This window comes from Rhizobium sp. BT-226, from assembly GCF_025847085.2.
Taxonomy (GTDB): domain Bacteria; phylum Pseudomonadota; class Alphaproteobacteria; order Rhizobiales; family Rhizobiaceae; genus Rhizobium; species Rhizobium sophorae.
In genome coordinates this window covers 51885-69651 of record NZ_JAOYTI010000004.1, presented here as the reverse complement: position 1 = coordinate 69651, position 17767 = coordinate 51885, and the positions used below count along the sequence as shown (strand labels likewise).

Here is a 17767-nt window from a genome sequence, read left to right as displayed (position 1 = left end):
GTTAAACCAAGCGCCGGAGATTTGATATTTCCAGAATAACAGATTCCTGCTCGACGGCGCTCTTATGTTCTAACAGATCGAATTCCCACCGACCACGTGCTTTGTCAATTTCCCTGAGGTAATCCCGGCCTTTATGAAAGAAGCCGCGACAATTTTCCTTGCCAAGCATCCAGGGGGATGAATAACCGATGAGCCCCTCAAGATCCGCAAGGGCACGCGCTGAAATCGCACCACATTCGCCAACCTCAGTATAAGCATCTTCGATTCGAATGCTATGGACGCTGCCGCGCGCATTTGTCTCCCGCAGCGCTGTCCGCAGAAACGCTGCCTTTTTGTGGTTGCTTTCGACCAGATGGACCCATCCACCTTTCAGCTCGGCCAGAAAAATGGCCGTAATGACGCCAGGAAAGCCGCCCCCACTGCCGAGGTCAACCCAGGTAGTCGGTTGAGGATGAATCTGAAAGATCTGGCTGCTATCAGCGATGTGCCGGTGCCATAGATCATCGAGTGTCGACGGCGCCACCAGGTTGATTGCTTTTGCCCACTTCTGAAACAGCGCTGCAAAGTGTTGCAACCGTTCCTGTGTTTCACGTGAAACACGCAAACCGTTTAATTCCATTCTGAAAGACTCTCAAATCTTGTAATCAAGCGCTATGGCGCTCGGCAGAGGATAGTCGACGCAAATGTACGAGCAGCAGCGCGATTGCCGCAGGTGTCATCCCTTCAACGATTGCAGCCTGGGCAATATTGAAAGGGCGAGCAGCGCTCAGCTTTGCCTTCAGCTCGTTCGAGAGACCGGACAGCGCGTCATAGCTGAAATCAAGCGGTATCTGCCGTTCCTCGTCGCGTTGCTGATCGGCAATCGCCGCGGCTTGTCGATCGAGATAAACCGAATAGCCCGCCTCTATTTCCAACGCTTCCGCAACTTTCGGTCCAATCATACCGAGCTGCTCCGGCCAAACATGACGGAGCACGGTGAAATCATAATTCGGGTAGGACAACAAATCATACGCGGTTCGGCGCTGCCCATCGAGATTGATATTCAAGCCCGCGCGACGCGCCTCATTCGGGGTAACCGCCAGCGACTGCAACAGCGCTCGACCGGTTTCGATCTCTAATTGATAGGTTGTGAATCGCTGCACTCGCGCGTCACTGACGCAGCCAAGCCGCATGGCCAGCGGCGTCAAGCGCATATCAGCGTTGTCAGCCCGCAAAGTCAGCCGATACTCCGCGCGCGAGGTAAACATTCGATACGGCTCCGTAACGCCTCGCGACGTGAGATCGTCGATCATGACACCGATATAGGAACTCGTTCGGCTGAAATGGAACGGATCCGAATCGCTGCTTCGCAATGCGGCATTCAGCCCGGCTGCCAACCCCTGCGCGGCGGCCTCTTCATATCCGGTGGTGCCATTGATCTGGCCGGCAAGAAACAGGCCTCTCAGCCGTTTAACCTCCAGCGACGGAGTGAGCTCTCTGGGATCGACATGATCATATTCGATCGCATAGCCCGGTTGCAGTATTCTTGCCGTTTCAAGGCCGGGAATCGTTTTGATGAAGTCGGCCTGTACCTCCGCCGGCAAGGAGGTAGAAATCCCGTTCGGATAAACCGTGTCATCGTCCAGTCCCTCGGGTTCGAGAAAGACCTGATGTCCATCCCGCTCTCCGAATTTAACCAGCTTGTCTTCGATCGACGGGCAATAACGAGGCCCGACGCCTTCGATCTGCCCGGAATACATTGCCGAGCGCATGATGTTATCGACAATGATGCGGTGGGTTGCTTCGGTCGTCCTGGTGACCCCGCATTCGATCTGTGGCGTAGTAATCGTATCTGTCATAAAGGAAAAGGGGACAAGCTCCTCGTCAGCTCCCTGTCGACCGATGGATTGCCAGTCGATCGTCTTTCCGTCCAGTCGGGCGGGTGTGCCGGTCTTCAGACGTCCCAGCCGCAGTCCCAGCCGGGCGAGGGTCGCAGACAGTCCGACCGACGGCGCCTCGCCGACACGCCCGGCCGGTGTCTTTTCCGACCCAATATGAATAAGACCGCGCAGAAAGGTTCCCGTGGTCAAAACCACCGCTGGCGCTTTCAGGGTCCGACCGTCCTTCATAATCACGCCAGCGACGCAACCATCGACAACGTCTAGGTCAAAGGCATCGCCTTCGATGATATCCAGGTCCGGCGTCGCTTCGATCGCCGCCAGCATTGCCAGGCGATAAAGCTTTCGATCCGCCTGCGTCCGCGGTCCTCGGACAGCTGCACCTTTCTTCTTGTTGAGCATCCTGAATTGAATGCCGGCAACATCGGCGACGCGACCCATCAGGCCATCCATCGCATCGATCTCCCGAACAAGATGGCCCTTGCCCAGCCCGCCAATCGCCGGATTACAGGACATCACCCCGATCGTGTTCCGTCTATGCGTAATCAGAGCGGTTTTTGCCCCGAGGCGCGCAGCTGCGCTGGCAGCCTCCGACCCCGCATGGCCGCCACCGATCACAATCACATCGAACACATTATCGGTCATTCAAGACTCCACATCCGCAGACGTTTCACGTGAAACCGTGCAGAGGGCCTTAGCCCTAAAGGTTTCACGTGAATCATTTGCCAATACAAAATTCGGAGAAGATTACCGCGAGCAATTGTTCGACATCCACTCGTCCGGTAATTCTGCCCAAATACTCCGCTGCAATTCGCAGCTGCTCGGTCCGCAGTTCAAGATCCACATCCGTCTGCGATATGGCCGCATCAAGCGCCGCTAAACATTTCGCTAGCGAATCCTTATGTCGCTGCCGGCTTGGAATTGCCATAGAAAGACCGGCAAAACGTGTCTCGACAATGTCGCCGATCAACCGCCTTAGTTCCGGTAGACCGTCACCCGTCGCGGTCGAAATCTGCAGATCATACCGGCCCGAAGCGATTTCGGTCAGATCCTTCTTTGTCCCAACAGTAACATGCGAAGAGGACTGCTCCAAGTCGTCGGGAATCAGAGGTTTCGTCATGTCGACCAGCAACAGGACAAGATCGGCATCACGCAGCGCTACGCGCGCGCGCCGCACACCTTCCATTTCGACCCTGTCATCCGCCTCGCGAAGACCCGCAGTGTCATAGAGCCTGATCAGATAACCATCGATGTCGAGATCAACCTGCAGGACGTCGCGGGTGGTTCCGGCGATCTCCGTGACGATGGCAACGTCTCGACGCGCTAAGGCGTTCAACAGGCTCGATTTTCCAGCATTCGGAGCGCCGGCGATGACCACCTTGAAGCCGTCTCGGATAATCTCGCCGGCAGAAGCTGCCGCTAGGTGATCCTCGATACCGCTGCGAAGCTTCGCCATATCGGCCCAAACCATATCCGATACGGACCCTGGAACGTCATCCTCGTCAGGGAAATCAAGCTCCGCCTCGATCAGCGCTCGGGCACGAGTCAATCGTTCCGCCCACGAATCGTAAATTGCGGACAGCCCGCCTGCGCTATGTTCGACTGCAAGGCGCCGCTGCATTTCGGTCTCGGCGCCAATGAGATCGGCCAGCCCCTCAACTTCGACCAGATCAAGTTTACCGTTCTCGAAAGCCCGACGGGAGAACTCACCCTCGACCGCCATGCGAACACCCGGAATATCGCCAAGCGCGTGGAACAGCGCCGCCAGCACGGCTCTGCTGCCATGGATCTGCAGCTCGGCAACATCCTCGCCGGTAAACGAATTCGGAGCCGGGAAAAACAGCACCAGGCCGGAGTCGATCGGTTGATTGTTACGAGTCCGAATCGTTCGGTAAGACGCATGCCGGGCTGCCGGAACGGATCCGACCAGCTTCACCAATAGGTCTCTGGTCAGCGGGCCGCTGATTCGAACGACTGAAACACCCGAAGGCAGGGCACCGCTCGATAGCGCATATATGGTATCATTCAACATGGCCATATCGCCTGGTTCATCGGTTGGAATCGAAATCGATTCCTCTCAAATAGAAAAGCTGGCGACACCGTGACGATGCCTCCAGCTTCTGGAAGTTGAATCCGGCTAAGGATCAGGTATTCATCGAATCGAAGAAGTCGGAATTGTTCTTCGTCTGCTTGAGCTTGTCGATAAGGAATTCGATCGCATCGGTCGTGCCCATCGGAGCCAGGATGCGGCGGAGCACGAAGATCTTCTGCAAATCCTGGCGTGGAACGAGAAGATCTTCCTTGCGTGTGCCCGACTTCAGGATATCCATCGCCGGGAAGATACGCTTGTCGGCGACCTTGCGGTCGAGGACGATTTCCGAGTTGCCGGTACCCTTGAATTCTTCGAAGATGACTTCGTCCATGCGGCTGCCGGTATCGATCAGCGCCGTCGCGATGATCGTCAGAGAGCCGCCTTCCTCGATGTTACGCGCAGCGCCGAAGAAGCGCTTCGGCCGCTGCAGAGCGTTGGCGTCCACACCGCCGGTCAGGACCTTGCCTGACGAGGGAACGACCGTGTTATAGGCACGGCCCAGGCGCGTGATCGAATCGAGCAGAATGACAACGTCGCGGCCGTGTTCGACAAGGCGCTTGGCCTTCTCGATGACCATCTCGGCGACCTGCACGTGACGCACGGCCGGTTCGTCGAAGGTCGAGGAGATAACCTCGCCGCGAACCGAGCGCTGCATGTCGGTCACTTCTTCGGGGCGTTCATCGATCAGCAGGACGATCAGATAGCACTCCGGATGATTGGCGGTGATCGAATGCGCGATGTTCTGCAGCAACACGGTTTTACCGGTACGCGGTGGTGCGACGATCAATCCACGCTGGCCCTTGCCGAGCGGCGCCACCAGATCGATCACACGCGGCGACAGATCCTTGGTGGTGGGAATATCCAGTTCCATCTTGAAGCGCTCGTTCGGATAGAGCGGCGTCAGATTGTCGAAATGAACCTTGTGACGGATCTTTTCCGGATCGTCAAAATTGATGGTGTTGACCTTGAGCAGCGCGAAATAGCGCTCGCCTTCCTTCGGCCCCCGGATAGGGCCCTCGACCGTATCGCCGGTTTTCAACGAGAAACGGCGGATCTGCGATGGGGAGATATAAATATCGTCCGGGCCCGGCAGGTAATTTGCATTGGCCGAACGCAGGAAGCCGAAACCGTCCTGCAGCACTTCGACGACGCCTTCACCGATGATTTCGACATCCTGGCTGGCAAGCATCTTGAGGATCGCAAACATCAGCTCCTGCTTGCGCATCGTGCTTGCATTCTCGACCTCGAGCGATTCGGCAAATGCCAGCAGATCCGTCGGGGATTTACTCTTAAGTTCCTGAAGCTTCATTTCAGCCATGAAGTGACCAATACTCTTTTCAATTTCAAAGGGGAAAGGCGATGTTGGGTCGTATTCGGTACCGCGAAAGGGCTCGCAGACGACTGAACTCTACACACATGCCACGTAGATGAGATGCGCGGAAAATAGCGACTCGCAATCGCTGCCGCAAGAGGGCTGCTTAAAATGAAGCAAATTTAACCTGAGGACGATTTTCCTCAGAACGGCTTCACCACGACGAGGATGACGATCAGGATCATCAGCACTGTCGGAGCTTCGTTCATGAACCGCCAATAGCGCGCCGAGCGGCGGTTTTCATCCCGCTCGAAGGCCCTGACAGCGCGGCTGAAGAACATGTGAACACCGGTCAGCAACACGACGAGACCGATCTTGGCATGCAGCCAGCCGCCTTGGAATCCATAAACCGACCAGGCGAGATAGAGACCAAAAATCCACGTCAACATCATCGCCGGCGTCATGATGATCCGAAGCAGCCGGCGCTCCATCACCTTGAAGGTATCCGACTGCACCGAGCCGGGCTCCGCATCGGTGTGATAGATGAACAGCCTCGGCATATAAAACAGCCCGGCCATCCAGGAAATGACCGCGATGATGTGCAGCGCCTTGATCCAGAGATAGAGATTATCGGGGTTCCAGGCAAAAAGTCCGACCGCCATCAGCGCAAAGAAGGCCAGCGCAAAATGAGCCCGGCGCCGGGCGTAAGCGCCAGATCTCCGATCGGTCTGTTTTTCCATCGTCACGCTCCGCCTCGCACGCGATCCACCAGCAGACGCACATGCTCTGGATCGGCCTGCGGTGTAATGCCGTGTCCGAGATTGAAGATCAGCGGACCATTGCCGAGATGCTGCAGAATATCGTCGATGCCTTCCTCCAGCGCCCGGCCGCCGGCAACGACCCGCATCGGATCGAGGTTGCCCTGAACCGGTCCATCTTTCTGAAGTTCGGCTGCAAAGGCCAGCGGGACCGACCAGTCGAGGCCGATTGCATCAGCACCCGTCTTCTGGCGATAGGTCTTGAGCTGATAGCCGGCACCCTTGGCAAAAGCGATGATGCGAGCATGCGGCCGTCGCGATTTGACGGAAGCAATCATCCGCGCAACCGGCCTGATCGCAAACGCCTCGAACTCCTTCTCGCCGAGAACACCTGCCCAGGAATCGAAGATCTGCACGGCGTCGGCGCCGGCATCGATCTGGGCCACGAGATAATCGGTCGATACGTCGGCAAGCAGCATCAGCAGATGCTCGAAAGCCCGGGGATGCTTGTAGGCGAAAAGGCGGGCAGGGGCCTGATCCGGCGTGCCGTGACCGGCGATCATGTAGGTCGCAACCGTCCATGGCGCGCCGCAGAAGCCGAGCAGCGTCGTCTCGACTGGCAACTCCTCGCGCAGCCGCCGCACCGTCTCCAGAACCGGCCGGAGATAATCGACAACCTCTTCGCCGTTCAAACTGCCGATACCGGCTTCATCGATCGGATCCATCTCCGGGCCATAGCCCTCGGTGAACCGGACATTCCGCTTCATTGCGTCTGGAATGACCAGGATATCGGAAAACAGAATCGCAGCATCGAAGCCATAGCGGCGGATCGGCTGCAATGTCACTTCGACGGCGTGGTCAGGCGTGTAGCAGAGATCGAGAAAACTCCCTGCCTTTGCCCGTGTCTCCCGATATTCCGGGAGATAACGTCCTGCCTGTCTCATCAGCCAGAGAGGAGGAGGGGAGAGGCTCTCGCCACTCAAAACCCTCATGATCTTTCGGCGCGTATCGCTCAAGCGCTTCTTCCCTATAAAAAAACAAAGATATTTTAAAAGGTTTCTATTTCTTAGAGTCGGTGACTATCAAGGATTAAAATCCATCCACCGCCGATGCCATTTGTCGCGCGCCCGTAAAAGAACATCGGACGGATTTGTCGATCTCGTCCGAATCTCGGGGAGAAGCCGAATCCGAAAACGATTCCAAATCCTTCCGGATCGGCAATTTTTCTCATCGCTGTGGATAGGCTGTGGACTAGCTTTCAAGAAATAGATCTCTTCCCCATCGTCCACAGGGCCAATCGAAACCGATCCGCAGAATCCGAAATGTGGATAAGGAGGCATGTTTTCCCTTGCCGGAGACTGCCTCGCCGCCGTAGCTCTGTTTCATCCAGTCTTTTCAACAGGCAGCGGAAAATAGCGTGGAGAACAGAACGAACTTCTTTCATCTGCATCTGATTTCTGACTCAACGGGAGAGACTCTGATCTCCGCCGGGCGCGCCGCGTCGGCGCAGTTCAGATCGGCGCAGCCGATCGAACATGTCTATCCGCTGATCCGCAATCGCAAGCAGCTGCTGCCGGTTCTGCAGGCGATCGATGACGCCCCCGGTATCGTGCTCTACACCATTGTCGACCGGGAGCTTGCAAGCCTGATCGATGAACGCTGCATCGAGATGGGCGTCGCCTCTGTGAATGTGCTGGAGCCGGTGATGAATGCCTTCCAGATCTATCTCGGCGCCCCGTCGCGCCGTCGTGTCGGGGCCCAGCATGTGATGAATGCCGGCTACTTCGCGCGCATCGAAGCGCTGAATTTCACCATGGATCATGACGACGGTCAGATGCCCGATGACTACAACGACGCCGATGTGGTGATCATCGGCATCAGCCGTACGTCGAAAACACCGACCAGCATCTACCTCGCCAACCGAGGCATCAAGACGGCGAACATTCCGATCGTCTATGGCGTGCCATTGCCGGAGAGCCTCTTCGTTGCGAGCAAACCGCTGATCGTCTGCCTGATCGCCACCACCGACCGTATTTCCCAGGTGCGGGAAAACCGGGTGCTCGGGGTGACGCAGGGCTTCGATCGCGAACACTACACTGATCGCGCCGCGATTTCGGAGGAGCTGAAATATGCCCGCTCTCTTTGCGCCCGTCATAACTGGCCGCTGATCGACGTCACCCGCCGCTCAATCGAGGAAACAGCCGCGGCAATCGTTGCCCTGCGGCCGAAGCTGCGCTAAGCGCTGACGAAAAGCCGGCACGCCGAGGAACCCATGACGCCGAAACTCATCCTTGCATCGTCGAGCCCCTTTCGCCGGATGCTGATGGAAAATGCCGGTCTATCCTTCGAGGCGCATGCTGCAAGGATCGATGAACGGGCCGTCGAAGCGCCGCTGGAAAAAGCCGGCGCTAAGCCTGATGCCGTGGCCCTCGTCCTGGCCAGGGCCAAGGCGGAGGAAGTCAGCAGCCGTTTTCCGGCTAGCCTGGTCATCGGTTCGGATCAGACGATGTCGCTCGGCGACAGCGTCTTCCACAAGCCGAAGGACTTGGCCGACGCGGCTAGCCATCTTCAAGCTCTTTCCGGCGTAACCCACCGATTGAACAGTGCTGTCGCGATGGTCAGCGGCGGCGTTGTCTTGTGGGAACATCTTGCGCATGCGGAATTGACGATGCGGCCGCTGACGGTGGAGTTCATCGCCAGACATCTGGCGCGGGTTGGCGAACGGGCGCTTTCCAGCGTCGGCGCCTATCAATTGGAGGGGGAGGGCATCCAGCTTTTCGAAAACATCGAGGGTGACTATTTCACTATTCTCGGCCTGCCGATGCTGCCGCTCTTAAAAAAACTGCGAGAACTCGGAGCAATCGATGGGTGATTCACGTGAAACATTGGGGCCGAAAGCGTTTGTCACCGGCTTTCCCATCAAGCATTCGCGCTCACCACTGATCCACGGATATTGGCTGAAGACGCTTGGCCTGCCAGGCAGCTACTGCGCTCATGAAGTGGCACCCGAGGCCTTTGCCGATTTCATTGACTCGTTGAAGGATGGCAGTTCCGGCTTTACCGGAGGTAATGTCACTATTCCTCACAAGGAGTTGGCGTTCCGCCTCGCCGACAAACCGGACGCGCTGTCGCGCGAACTCGGTGCCGCCAACACGCTCTGGCTGGAGGATGGCGCTCTGCATGCGACGAATACCGACGGTCGTGGCTTCATCGACAATCTTGATGAACGCCATCCCGGCTGGGACCGGCATGGCGCGGCTGTCGTCCTTGGCGCCGGCGGCGCCAGCCGGGCGATCATCCAGGCGGTTCGCGATCGCGGTTTCAAGGAGATCCACGTCGTCAACCGCACCGTCGAACGCGCGCGTGAACTCGCGGATCGTTTTGGCCCGCGTGTCCAGGCCCATTCGGCCGGGGCGCTTGCCGAAGTCATGAAAGGGGCCGGCCTCTTCATCAATACCACCTCGCTCGGCATGGACGGCGAGGCGGCGCCGCAACTCGATTTCTCGCCTCTGGCAGCCGATGCCGTCGTCACCGACATCGTTTATGTGCCCTTGAAGACGCCGATCCTGACGCAGGCGGAAGAGCAAGGATTTTCGACCGTCGATGGTCTGGGGATGCTCTTGCACCAAGCCGTGCCCGGGTTCGAAAAATGGTTCGGCCAGCGTCCCATCGTCGATGCAGCGCTACGCGCGCTCATCATCGCGGATATGGAAGCACACTGATGCTGAAGATCGGTCTCACCGGCTCCATCGGAATGGGAAAATCGACGGCGGCAAAGCTCTTCGCAGATGCCGGAATCCCGGTGAACGATTCGGATGCCGTGGTCCACGATCTCTATGCCGGCGAGGCTGCACCCCTGGTGAATGCCGCCTTCCCTGGCACGATGAAGGATGGAGCAGTCGACCGGCGTGAACTCGGCCGCCAGCTCGCTCTTGATCCTGACGGCTTCAAACGCCTGGAAGCGATCGTCCATCCGCTGGTTCGCAAACGTGAGACGGAATTTCTGAAGCGACAACGCGCCGCCGGCGCCGACATGGTATTGCTCGATATTCCATTACTTTTCGAAACCGGCGCCGAGGCAAGAGTGGATGTCATCGTCGTCGTCAGCACTGATCCACAGATTCAGCGCCAAAGGGTGCTTGCGCGCGAAGGCATGACCGAGGAAAAATTCGACATGATTCTCTCACGCCAGACGCCGGACACGGAAAAACGGCGCCGGGCCGATTATCTGATCGACACCAGTCACAGTATTTCGACGACGAGGGAACGGGTGTTCGAGATCGTCGCCGACCTGAAAACGCGGATTGCCAAGGGAGATTTCCGGAATGCGTGAGATCATCTTCGATACGGAAACCACCGGCCTCGACAACCGCGCCGACCGCATTATCGAAATCGGCGGCATCGAGCTCTTCAATCATTTCCCCACAGGCAACACGATCCACATCTTCATCAATCCTGGAGATCAGAAGGTTCATCCGGATGCGCTCGCCGTGCACGGCATTACCGATGAATTCCTGAAGGACAAGCAGCCTTTCGCGGAAGTCGCCGAACAAATCCTCACCTTCTTCGGCGATGCGAAGTGGATTGCCCATAACGCCACCTTCGATATGGGCTTCATCAACGCAGAATTCGCGCGGATCGGTTTGCCGCCAATCCTGCCGGAAAGGGTGCTCGATACGCTGTCGATGGCGCGGCGCAAACACCCGATGGGACCGAATTCGCTCGATGCGCTCTGCCGGCGCTACGGCATCGATAATTCGCACCGCACCAAACACGGCGCGCTGCTCGACTCCGAACTGCTTGCCGAAGTCTATATCGAGATGATCGGCGGCAGACAGGCGGCGCTCGGCCTCGGCATGGTCGGCAAATCCAACCAGGCAGCTCGCGGTGAGATGGCGATGGAAGACGATGTGATGATTGCCGCCGTGCTCGAGCGGCCCCGGCCGCTCGCCCCGCGCCTCAGCCAAATCGAGGAGCAGGCGCATGAGGCGCTCGTCGCCAAGCTCGGTGAAAAAAGCATCTGGGCGAAATACGCCAACCTCGATTAACCGTCCTCAATTGAAAATGCCCGGGACCAGCCCGGGCATCCGCATTTCAGACAAAAAAGAGCCGGTCAGTTCGGAACGGCCTGAACCTTGGCGCGGGCCTGTTCTTCGGCAACGCGCTGAGCGAACATTTGCGTGAAGTCGATCGGGTCGATCATCAGCGGCGGGAAACCACCGTTGCGGGTGACGTCGGCGATGATCTGACGGGCGAAGGGGAAGAGCATGCGCGGGCACTCGATGAAGAGAACCGGCAGCATGTGTTCCTGCGGGAAGCCGGCAACGCGGAAAACGCCGCCATAGGTGAGTTCGGCATGGAAAACCGTCTTGTCGCCGTCCTTGGCTTCGGCATTCAGCGACAGCACGACATCGAAATCCGTATCGGAAAGCGGGTTGGCGTTGACGTTCACATTGATGTTGATCGTCGGCGCCTTGTCGCGGGCCTGCAGCGAACGCGGCGCACCCGGATTTTCGAAGGACAGATCCTTGGTATACTGCGCAAGGATCGAAAGGGTGGGGTTGGCCGCACCGTTGCTGTTGTTATCGTCTGCCATTGGCTTTTCCTCGAGGGGCATGGGAATGGTGCCGCCATCTAACATTTCAGGGAAGGGCTTACAACCCTGAGCGCTTGGCCTGAGCGCTTGGCCTGGGCGCTTGGCCCGGTTGATCAGCCGCAGTGCCTCAATCGCCAAGATGCTTGCCGGACCACGGCGAGTTGCGATCCGGCTCTCTATGATAGTCCTCCTCGTCGAGATCGACCACCTTCGAGTTCGGCTTGCGGTCGCGGAAATCGGGTTGCGGACCGGAAGAAGAGCCGCCCTTAGCATTGACGACGACGAAGCGTTTGGCGATTGCCCGCCAGACGAGATCGCGTACCGGCGGAATGAGAATGAGGATCGCGATGATATCCGTGAGGAAGCCGGGAATGATCAGGAGCAGCGAGGCGATGACGTTCATCGCCGGCCGCAGCAGGTCGCGGCCCGGCATCACCCCGTTTCGTCCTTCGCTCGACATGCGGCGCAAAATACCGATGCCCTGCCTGCGCAGCAGAATCACGCCGAGAACGAAACCCAGCATCACGAGCGCGAGCGTCAGCCACAATCCGATAGCCCGGCCGACGACGACGAAACCGGCAATTTCGGCGAGCGGCAGCAGCAGAATGAACGCTGGCAGGATCGAAAAACGCATGTCGGTCATGTCCCGGGCTCGCCGGTCTCCTCTTTGCGCCGGCGAAGATGCCAGCCATCATTTGAATCATCTGTATAGGCAGACTATATGGGAGTACAAATCAGAGATGTTAACGGCGGCTGCGATACGATATGAGTTCGAACGACTTCATCACATTATTTTTCCTGGTGGCGGCTGTGCTGATTTTCTTTCAGCTCCGCTCCGTGCTCGGGCGCCGTACAGGAAATGAGAAGCCGCCGCGCGATCTCTATACGCCGCGGGATGCGGCTCCGGCCGAAGCCGCCGATGCCGGTAAGGTCGTGACGCTGCCGCGGCGCGATGCGACGACGGAGGATGAGGATCGCTTCGCCGCCATCGATGCTTTCGCGGCGCCCGGAACGCCGCTCAACGAATCGCTGCGTGCGCTGAACAAGGCCGATCCCGCCTTCAGCCCGAAGGAGTTTCTGAACGGCGCCCGCATGGCTTACGAGATGATCGTCATGGCCTATGCCGATGGCGACCGGAAAACGCTGAAGAACTTGCTGTCCCGCGAAGTCTATGACGGGTTCGATGCGGCGATCGGCGAGCGCGAGGCCCGGGGCGAGAAGGTGAAATCCACTTTCGTGGGCATAGACAAGGCCGAAATCACCCATGCGGAGACGAAGGGCAGCGAAGCGCAGATCACCGTGCGCATTGCCAGCCAGCTGATATCGGCGACCTACGACAAGGCCGACGTTCTGATCGAGGGCGACGCCGAAAACGTCGCCGAGGTCAACGACGTCTGGACCTTCGCCCGCGACACCCGCTCGCGCGATCCGAACTGGAAACTCGTGGCGACCGAATCGGAACATGAGTGACCACGCATCGGACTTCGTCCTGCAGGCCATAAGCTTCGACACTCTGGAAGGCTGGAAGGATGATGATCCCTCCGGCCTTTTTGAAGTCATGCGAAGCTGCCGGCGGCAGATCACCGATGTCAAACCGTACCGCACCGGATCGCTGGGCCTGAGCTCGGAAGACCTGCTTCCGCTTCTCGCCGACGCCGAGGATTTCACTCCGTCATCGCCGGCGTCGGCGCGCGCTTTTTTCGAGACGCACTGTCGGCCCTTTCTGATTCGCCGCAAGGACGGCAATTCCGGCTTCGTCACCGCCTTCTACGAACCTGATATCGACGTGTCGGCGCGGCCGGACGAAATTTTCCGTTTTCCTTTCTACCGGCGGCCGGACGATCTGATCGATCTCCACGACGCCAATCGCCCCGCCGAGCTCGACAAGGCCTATGCTTTCGGCCGTCTGCATGAGGGCCGTGTCACCGCCTATCCGGACCGCTGCGCCATCGATCAGGGGTTTCTCGAGGGCCGCGGCCTCGAGATCGCCTGGGCGAAGTCGAAGGTCGATGTCTTCTTCGTGCATGTGCAAGGTGCTGCCCGCCTGCGCTATGAGGATGGTCGTATCGGCCGCATCACCTATGCCGCGAAGGCCGGCCATGCTTTCTCGGCGATCGGCAAGCTGCTCATCGACCGCGGCGAGATCGATCGGGCGGAGATTTCGATGCAGGCGATCCGTGTCTGGCTGGCGCGCAATCCCGAGCGCGTCGATGAAGTGTTATGGCATAACCGCTCTTATATTTTCTTCCGTGATGCACCGGTTGCCGATTCGCGGGCCGGTCCGATCGCGGCCGCCAAGGTTCCGCTTCTCGCCGGGCGCTCGCTTGCGGTCGACCGGATGATCCATACCTTCGGCTTTCCCTTTTTCATTCGCGCCGAAAGCCTCACCCATCTCGACCAGGGCCGGCCGTTCCGCCGGCTGATGCTGGCGCTCGATACCGGCTCGGCGATCGTCGGGCCGGCGCGGGGGGATATCTTCACCGGCTCGGGGGACATGGCCGGGGAAGGTGCCGGCACTGTCCGCAACGACGCCGATTTCACCATCCTCATTCCCAATGCCGCCGCCGGAAGATTCGACTGATGGCCAGGGATCGCAAGCTGAGCGCGGATGAGAGGATCCTCTGGGGCAAGGTCGCCCGCAGCACGCGGCCGATGCCCGGCAAGGCGGGGGCGTTGACCGAACTCGATGCCTTTCTTGCCGAAGCCGAAGCGGCGGCCGAACGGGAACAGGAAAAGCAGACGCCCGCCACGCCCACGCCGCTGCAGCCGACAGCACCGTCAATGGCAAAGCCATCGGCTGGAGTGCATCATCCGCTGGAAAAGCCGGTCAAGCGGAAGATCGCCAAGGGCCGACTGGCGCTCGAAGCGCGGATCGACCTGCACGGTCTGGTGCAGAGCGAGGCCCATGCCATCCTTCTCGATTTCCTGATCCGCGCCCATGAGCGCGGCATGCGCCATGTGCTTGTAATCACGGGCAAGGGCAGCTCCATGGGCAGCGACGGCGCGCTGAAGCGGGCCGTGCCTCTCTGGTTCTCGAAGCCGGAATTCCGCTACCTGATCTCCTCCTATGAGTCGGCCGCGCAGCACCATGGCGGTGAGGGCGCGCTCTACATTCGCCTGTCGCGACGGCATGGGGAAAGGCCATGACACCCTTCGGAGAAGCAGTTCGCAGGTTGCGGGCGCGAAAGGGCGTCTCCCAGAAGGAGATGGCGGAAGCGCTGAATGTCTCTCCTGCCTATCTCTCGGCGCTCGAACATGGAAAGCGTGGATTGCCGACATTCGATCTGCTGCAGCGCATCGCCGGCTATTTCAACATCATCTGGGATGAAGCCGAGGAACTGTTCCTGCTCGCCCGCTCTTCGGACCCGCGCGTCGTGATCGACACCTCCGGCTTGCCCCCCGAATATACCGAATTTGCCAACCGGCTGGCCCGGCGGATTCGCAACCTTGACAGCGCTGAGATAGGCCGGCTATCGGCTCTTCTCGAAAATGGCGGCAAAGGCGACGGAAAAGCGTCATAATCCCCTGTTTTATGCCTTGTTTTAGGGGCTTGCCATTGGGAAGTGGGTTCAAAAAACCTATATACGAGAGTGAAGAAAGCCGGTGATTCGCAAGGCGCCGCAGCTTTACGACAACAGGGAAAATCTCGACAGAATGAGCGATACATCCGCGACGGAAAACGGCGTAAGCACCGAATATGGCGCAGATTCCATCAAGGTTCTGAAGGGCCTCGATGCCGTGCGCAAACGCCCCGGCATGTATATCGGCGATACCGACGACGGCTCCGGCCTGCATCACATGGTCTATGAAGTCGTCGACAACGCGATCGACGAAGCGCTTGCCGGCCATGCCGACATCGTCACCGTCACCCTCAATCCGGATGGTTCGGTGACCGTCACCGACAATGGTCGCGGCATCCCGACGGACATTCACACCGGCGAAGGCGTATCGGCGGCCGAAGTCATCATGACGCAGCTTCATGCCGGCGGTAAGTTCGACCAGAATTCCTACAAGGTTTCCGGGGGCCTGCACGGCGTCGGCGTCTCCGTCGTCAACGCGCTATCCGTCTGGTTGAAGCTGAAGATCCGCCGTCACGACAAGATCCATGAAATGAGCTTCACCCATGGCGTGGCCGATGCTCCGCTGAAGGTTACAGGCGACGCGCCGAATGAAACCGGCACGGAAGTAAGCTTCATGCCGAGCACCGACACCTTCACCATGACGGAGTTCGACTACGGCACGCTGGAGCATCGCCTTCGCGAACTCGCCTTCCTGAATTCAGGCGTCCGCATCCTGCTGACCGACAAGCGCCATTCCGATATCAAGCAGGAAGAGCTACGTTATGACGGCGGCCTCGAGGCTTTCGTCGCTTATCTAGATCGTGCCAAGAAGTCGCTCGTCGACAAGCCGGTTGCCATCCGCGGCGAAAAGGACGGCATCACCGTCGAAGTCGCGATGTGGTGGAACGACAGCTATCATGAGAACGTACTCTGCTTCACCAACAACATCCCCCAGCGCGACGGCGGCACACATATGGCCGGTTTCCGCGCGGCGCTGACGCGCCAGGTCGTTTCCTATGCCGACAGTTCCGGCATCACCAAAAGGGAAAAGGTGACGCTACAGGGCGAAGATTGCCGCGAAGGCCTGACGGCGGTTCTGTCGGTCAAGGTGCCGGACCCGAAATTCTCCTCGCAGACCAAGGATAAGCTCGTTTCCTCGGAAGTCCGTCCTGTTGTCGAAAGTCTCGTCAACGAGGCGCTGAACACCTGGTTTGAAGAACATCCGAGCGAGGCCAAGATTCTTGTCGGCAAGGTTGTCGAGGCAGCCGCCGCCCGCGAAGCGGCCCGCAAGGCCCGCGAGTTGACCCGCCGCAAGGGCGCACTCGATATCGCTTCGCTGCCGGGCAAGCTCGCCGACTGCTCCGAGCGTGATCCGACAAAGTCCGAAGTCTTCCTCGTCGAGGGCGATTCTGCCGGCGGTTCGGCCAAGCAGGGCCGCTCGCGCGAAAATCAGGCGATCCTTCCGCTGCGCGGCAAGATCCTGAACGTCGAACGCGCCCGTTTCGACAAGATGCTGTCGAGCCAGGAAATCGGCACATTGATCACCGCGCTCGGCACCGGCATCGGCAAGGACGAGTTCAATGTCGAAAAGCTGCGCTACCACAAGATCATCATCATGACGGACGCCGATGTCGACGGCGCCCATATTCGCACCCTGCTGCTGACCTTCTTCTTCCGCCAGATGCCGGAACTGATCGAGCGCGGTCATCTCTATATCGCCCAGCCGCCGCTCTATAAGGTCGCGCGCGGCAAGTCGGTGCAGTATCTGAAGGATGAAAAGGCGCTCGAAGAATATCTCATCAGCCAGGGCCTGGAAGATGCTTCGCTGAGGCTCGGTAGCGGCGAGGTTCGCGCCGGTCAGGATCTGCGCGAGGTCATCCTCGACGCTCTACGCATGCGTGCGCTGCTCGACAATCTCCATTCGCGCTACAATCGTTCCGCCGTCGAACAAGCGGCGATTGCCGGAGCCCTCAACGCCGAGCTCGCCAGCGATCCGGTTAGAGCGCTGGCGCTGGCAAACGAAGTGGCTGGACGCCTCGACATCATCGCCGAGGAAACCGAGCGCGGCTGGCAGGGCGATGTGACAACCGATGGCGGTCTGCGCCTCGAGCGCATGGTCCGCGGCGTCAAGGAAATTGTCGTGCTCGACATGGCGCTGATCGGTTCCTCGGATGCCCGTCATATCGACCAGCTGACGGCACGGCTGAAGGAAATCTATCAGACGCCGCCGTCGCTGCATCGCCGCGAAGGCGACGTCGAAATCTCCGGCCCGCGCGCTCTGCTCGACGCGATCTTCGCAAGCGGCCGCAAGGGCCTCACCATGCAGCGCTACAAGGGTCTTGGCGAGATGAATGCCGAACAGCTCTGGGAAACGACGCTCGATCCGAATGTTCGTTCGCTGCTGCAGGTCAGGGTCAACGATGCCACCGATGCCGACGGCCTGTTTGCTCGACTGATGGGCGATGAAGTCGAGCCGCGGCGCGAGTTCATCCAGGACAATGCGCTGAGCGTTGCAAACCTCGATATCTAATTGATATTTCAGAAATAAATGGCCCCGCTATCTTTAGGATGC

At 58.9% G+C, this 17767-nt stretch carries 18 protein-coding genes; 10 read left to right on the top strand and 8 right to left on the bottom strand.

All coding sequences use genetic code 11. The features are described 5' to 3' along the window. Window position 1: 1 nt before the first annotated feature. The 6 genes from rsmG to hemE all read right to left on the bottom strand — a co-directional run bounded on the left by rsmG (window position 2) and on the right by hemE (window position 7055). Window positions 2-619, bottom strand: coding sequence for a 16S rRNA (guanine(527)-N(7))-methyltransferase RsmG (rsmG, locus tag OIU37_RS24905; RefSeq protein WP_264258931.1), 618 nt, complete (start codon window positions 617-619; stop codon window positions 2-4). Window positions 620-644: 25 nt separating this feature from the next. Then, window positions 645-2522: a tRNA uridine-5-carboxymethylaminomethyl(34) synthesis enzyme MnmG gene (gene mnmG / locus OIU37_RS24900; RefSeq protein ID WP_264258930.1), complete on the bottom strand. Its 1878-nt coding sequence runs from the start codon at window positions 2520-2522 to the stop codon at window positions 645-647. 73 nt (window positions 2523-2595) lie between these two features. Beyond that, the gene (gene mnmE, locus OIU37_RS24895) at window positions 2596-3915 is read right to left on the bottom strand and encodes a tRNA uridine-5-carboxymethylaminomethyl(34) synthesis GTPase MnmE (protein ID WP_264258929.1); all 1320 of its coding nucleotides are present in this window, start codon (window positions 3913-3915) and stop codon (window positions 2596-2598) included. Window positions 3916-4021: 106 nt separating this feature from the next. After that, window positions 4022-5287 carry a transcription termination factor Rho gene (rho, locus tag OIU37_RS24890; RefSeq protein ID WP_011654069.1) on the bottom strand — a complete coding sequence of 422 codons (1266 nt, stop codon included), beginning with the start codon at window positions 5285-5287 and terminating at the stop codon, window positions 4022-4024. A gap of 197 nt (window positions 5288-5484) precedes the next feature. Continuing rightward, window positions 5485-6021, bottom strand: a complete 537-nt coding sequence (gene hemJ, locus OIU37_RS24885) for a protoporphyrinogen oxidase HemJ (protein WP_180696630.1) — start codon at window positions 6019-6021, stop codon at window positions 5485-5487. Window positions 6022-6023: 2 nt separating this feature from the next. Continuing rightward, window positions 6024-7055 carry a uroporphyrinogen decarboxylase gene (gene hemE, locus OIU37_RS24880; RefSeq protein ID WP_182208666.1) on the bottom strand — a complete coding sequence of 344 codons (1032 nt, stop codon included), beginning with the start codon at window positions 7053-7055 and terminating at the stop codon, window positions 6024-6026. 401 nt (window positions 7056-7456) lie between these two features. Between hemE and OIU37_RS24875 the strand changes: the two genes are divergently transcribed. From OIU37_RS24875 to dnaQ, 5 genes are read left to right on the top strand one after another with little or no spacing between them, the layout of a single operon-like run. Next, the gene (locus OIU37_RS24875; protein WP_011649834.1) at window positions 7457-8278 is read left to right on the top strand and encodes a pyruvate, water dikinase regulatory protein; all 822 of its coding nucleotides are present in this window, start codon (window positions 7457-7459) and stop codon (window positions 8276-8278) included. Window positions 8279-8311: 33 nt separating this feature from the next. Then, entirely contained in the window at window positions 8312-8911 is a 600-nt protein-coding gene (locus OIU37_RS24870) for a Maf-like protein (protein WP_182208667.1), read from the top strand. After that, on the top strand, window positions 8904-9761 hold the full coding sequence (locus OIU37_RS24865; RefSeq protein WP_182208668.1) for a shikimate dehydrogenase: 858 nt from the start codon (window positions 8904-8906) through the stop codon (window positions 9759-9761). The genes OIU37_RS24870 and OIU37_RS24865 overlap by 8 nt, the downstream gene beginning before the upstream one ends. Beyond that, window positions 9761-10372 (top strand): dephospho-CoA kinase, encoded by a 612-nt coding sequence (coaE, locus tag OIU37_RS24860; RefSeq protein WP_171604410.1) that lies wholly within the window; start codon window positions 9761-9763, stop codon window positions 10370-10372. Before OIU37_RS24865 ends, coaE begins: the two co-directional genes overlap by 1 nt. Then, window positions 10365-11087 carry a DNA polymerase III subunit epsilon gene (dnaQ, locus tag OIU37_RS24855; protein ID WP_182208669.1) on the top strand — a complete coding sequence of 241 codons (723 nt, stop codon included), beginning with the start codon at window positions 10365-10367 and terminating at the stop codon, window positions 11085-11087. The genes coaE and dnaQ overlap by 8 nt, the downstream gene beginning before the upstream one ends. A gap of 65 nt (window positions 11088-11152) precedes the next feature. Here dnaQ and secB read toward each other — a convergent pair whose 3' ends face one another. Further along, on the bottom strand, window positions 11153-11635 hold the full coding sequence (gene secB / locus OIU37_RS24850) for a protein-export chaperone SecB (protein ID WP_003544086.1): 483 nt from the start codon (window positions 11633-11635) through the stop codon (window positions 11153-11155). A 127-nt stretch (window positions 11636-11762) separates the two neighbouring features. Then, window positions 11763-12269, bottom strand: coding sequence for an FxsA family protein (locus OIU37_RS24845; protein ID WP_319004760.1), 507 nt, complete (start codon window positions 12267-12269; stop codon window positions 11763-11765). Between the two features lie 131 nt (window positions 12270-12400). On the opposite strand from OIU37_RS24845, the gene OIU37_RS24840 reads away from it, so the two are divergent. The 5 genes from OIU37_RS24840 to gyrB all read left to right on the top strand — a co-directional run bounded on the left by OIU37_RS24840 (window position 12401) and on the right by gyrB (window position 17725). Beyond that, window positions 12401-13105: a Tim44/TimA family putative adaptor protein gene (locus tag OIU37_RS24840; protein ID WP_003544090.1), complete on the top strand. Its 705-nt coding sequence runs from the start codon at window positions 12401-12403 to the stop codon at window positions 13103-13105. Continuing rightward, a complete protein-coding gene (locus OIU37_RS24835) occupies window positions 13098-14216 on the top strand; it encodes a murein transglycosylase A (protein ID WP_182208671.1) in 1119 nt (372 codons plus the stop codon). The genes OIU37_RS24840 and OIU37_RS24835 overlap by 8 nt, the downstream gene beginning before the upstream one ends. Then, window positions 14216-14782, top strand: coding sequence for a Smr/MutS family protein (locus OIU37_RS24830; protein WP_017962631.1), 567 nt, complete (start codon window positions 14216-14218; stop codon window positions 14780-14782). The genes OIU37_RS24835 and OIU37_RS24830 overlap by 1 nt, the downstream gene beginning before the upstream one ends. Beyond that, the gene (locus OIU37_RS24825) at window positions 14779-15156 is read left to right on the top strand and encodes a helix-turn-helix domain-containing protein (RefSeq protein ID WP_003544097.1); all 378 of its coding nucleotides are present in this window, start codon (window positions 14779-14781) and stop codon (window positions 15154-15156) included. Before OIU37_RS24830 ends, OIU37_RS24825 begins: the two co-directional genes overlap by 4 nt. A 133-nt stretch (window positions 15157-15289) precedes the next feature. Further along, a complete protein-coding gene (gene gyrB, locus OIU37_RS24820; protein ID WP_182208672.1) occupies window positions 15290-17725 on the top strand; it encodes a DNA topoisomerase (ATP-hydrolyzing) subunit B in 2436 nt (811 codons plus the stop codon). The last annotated feature ends 42 nt before the right edge of the window (window positions 17726-17767 follow it).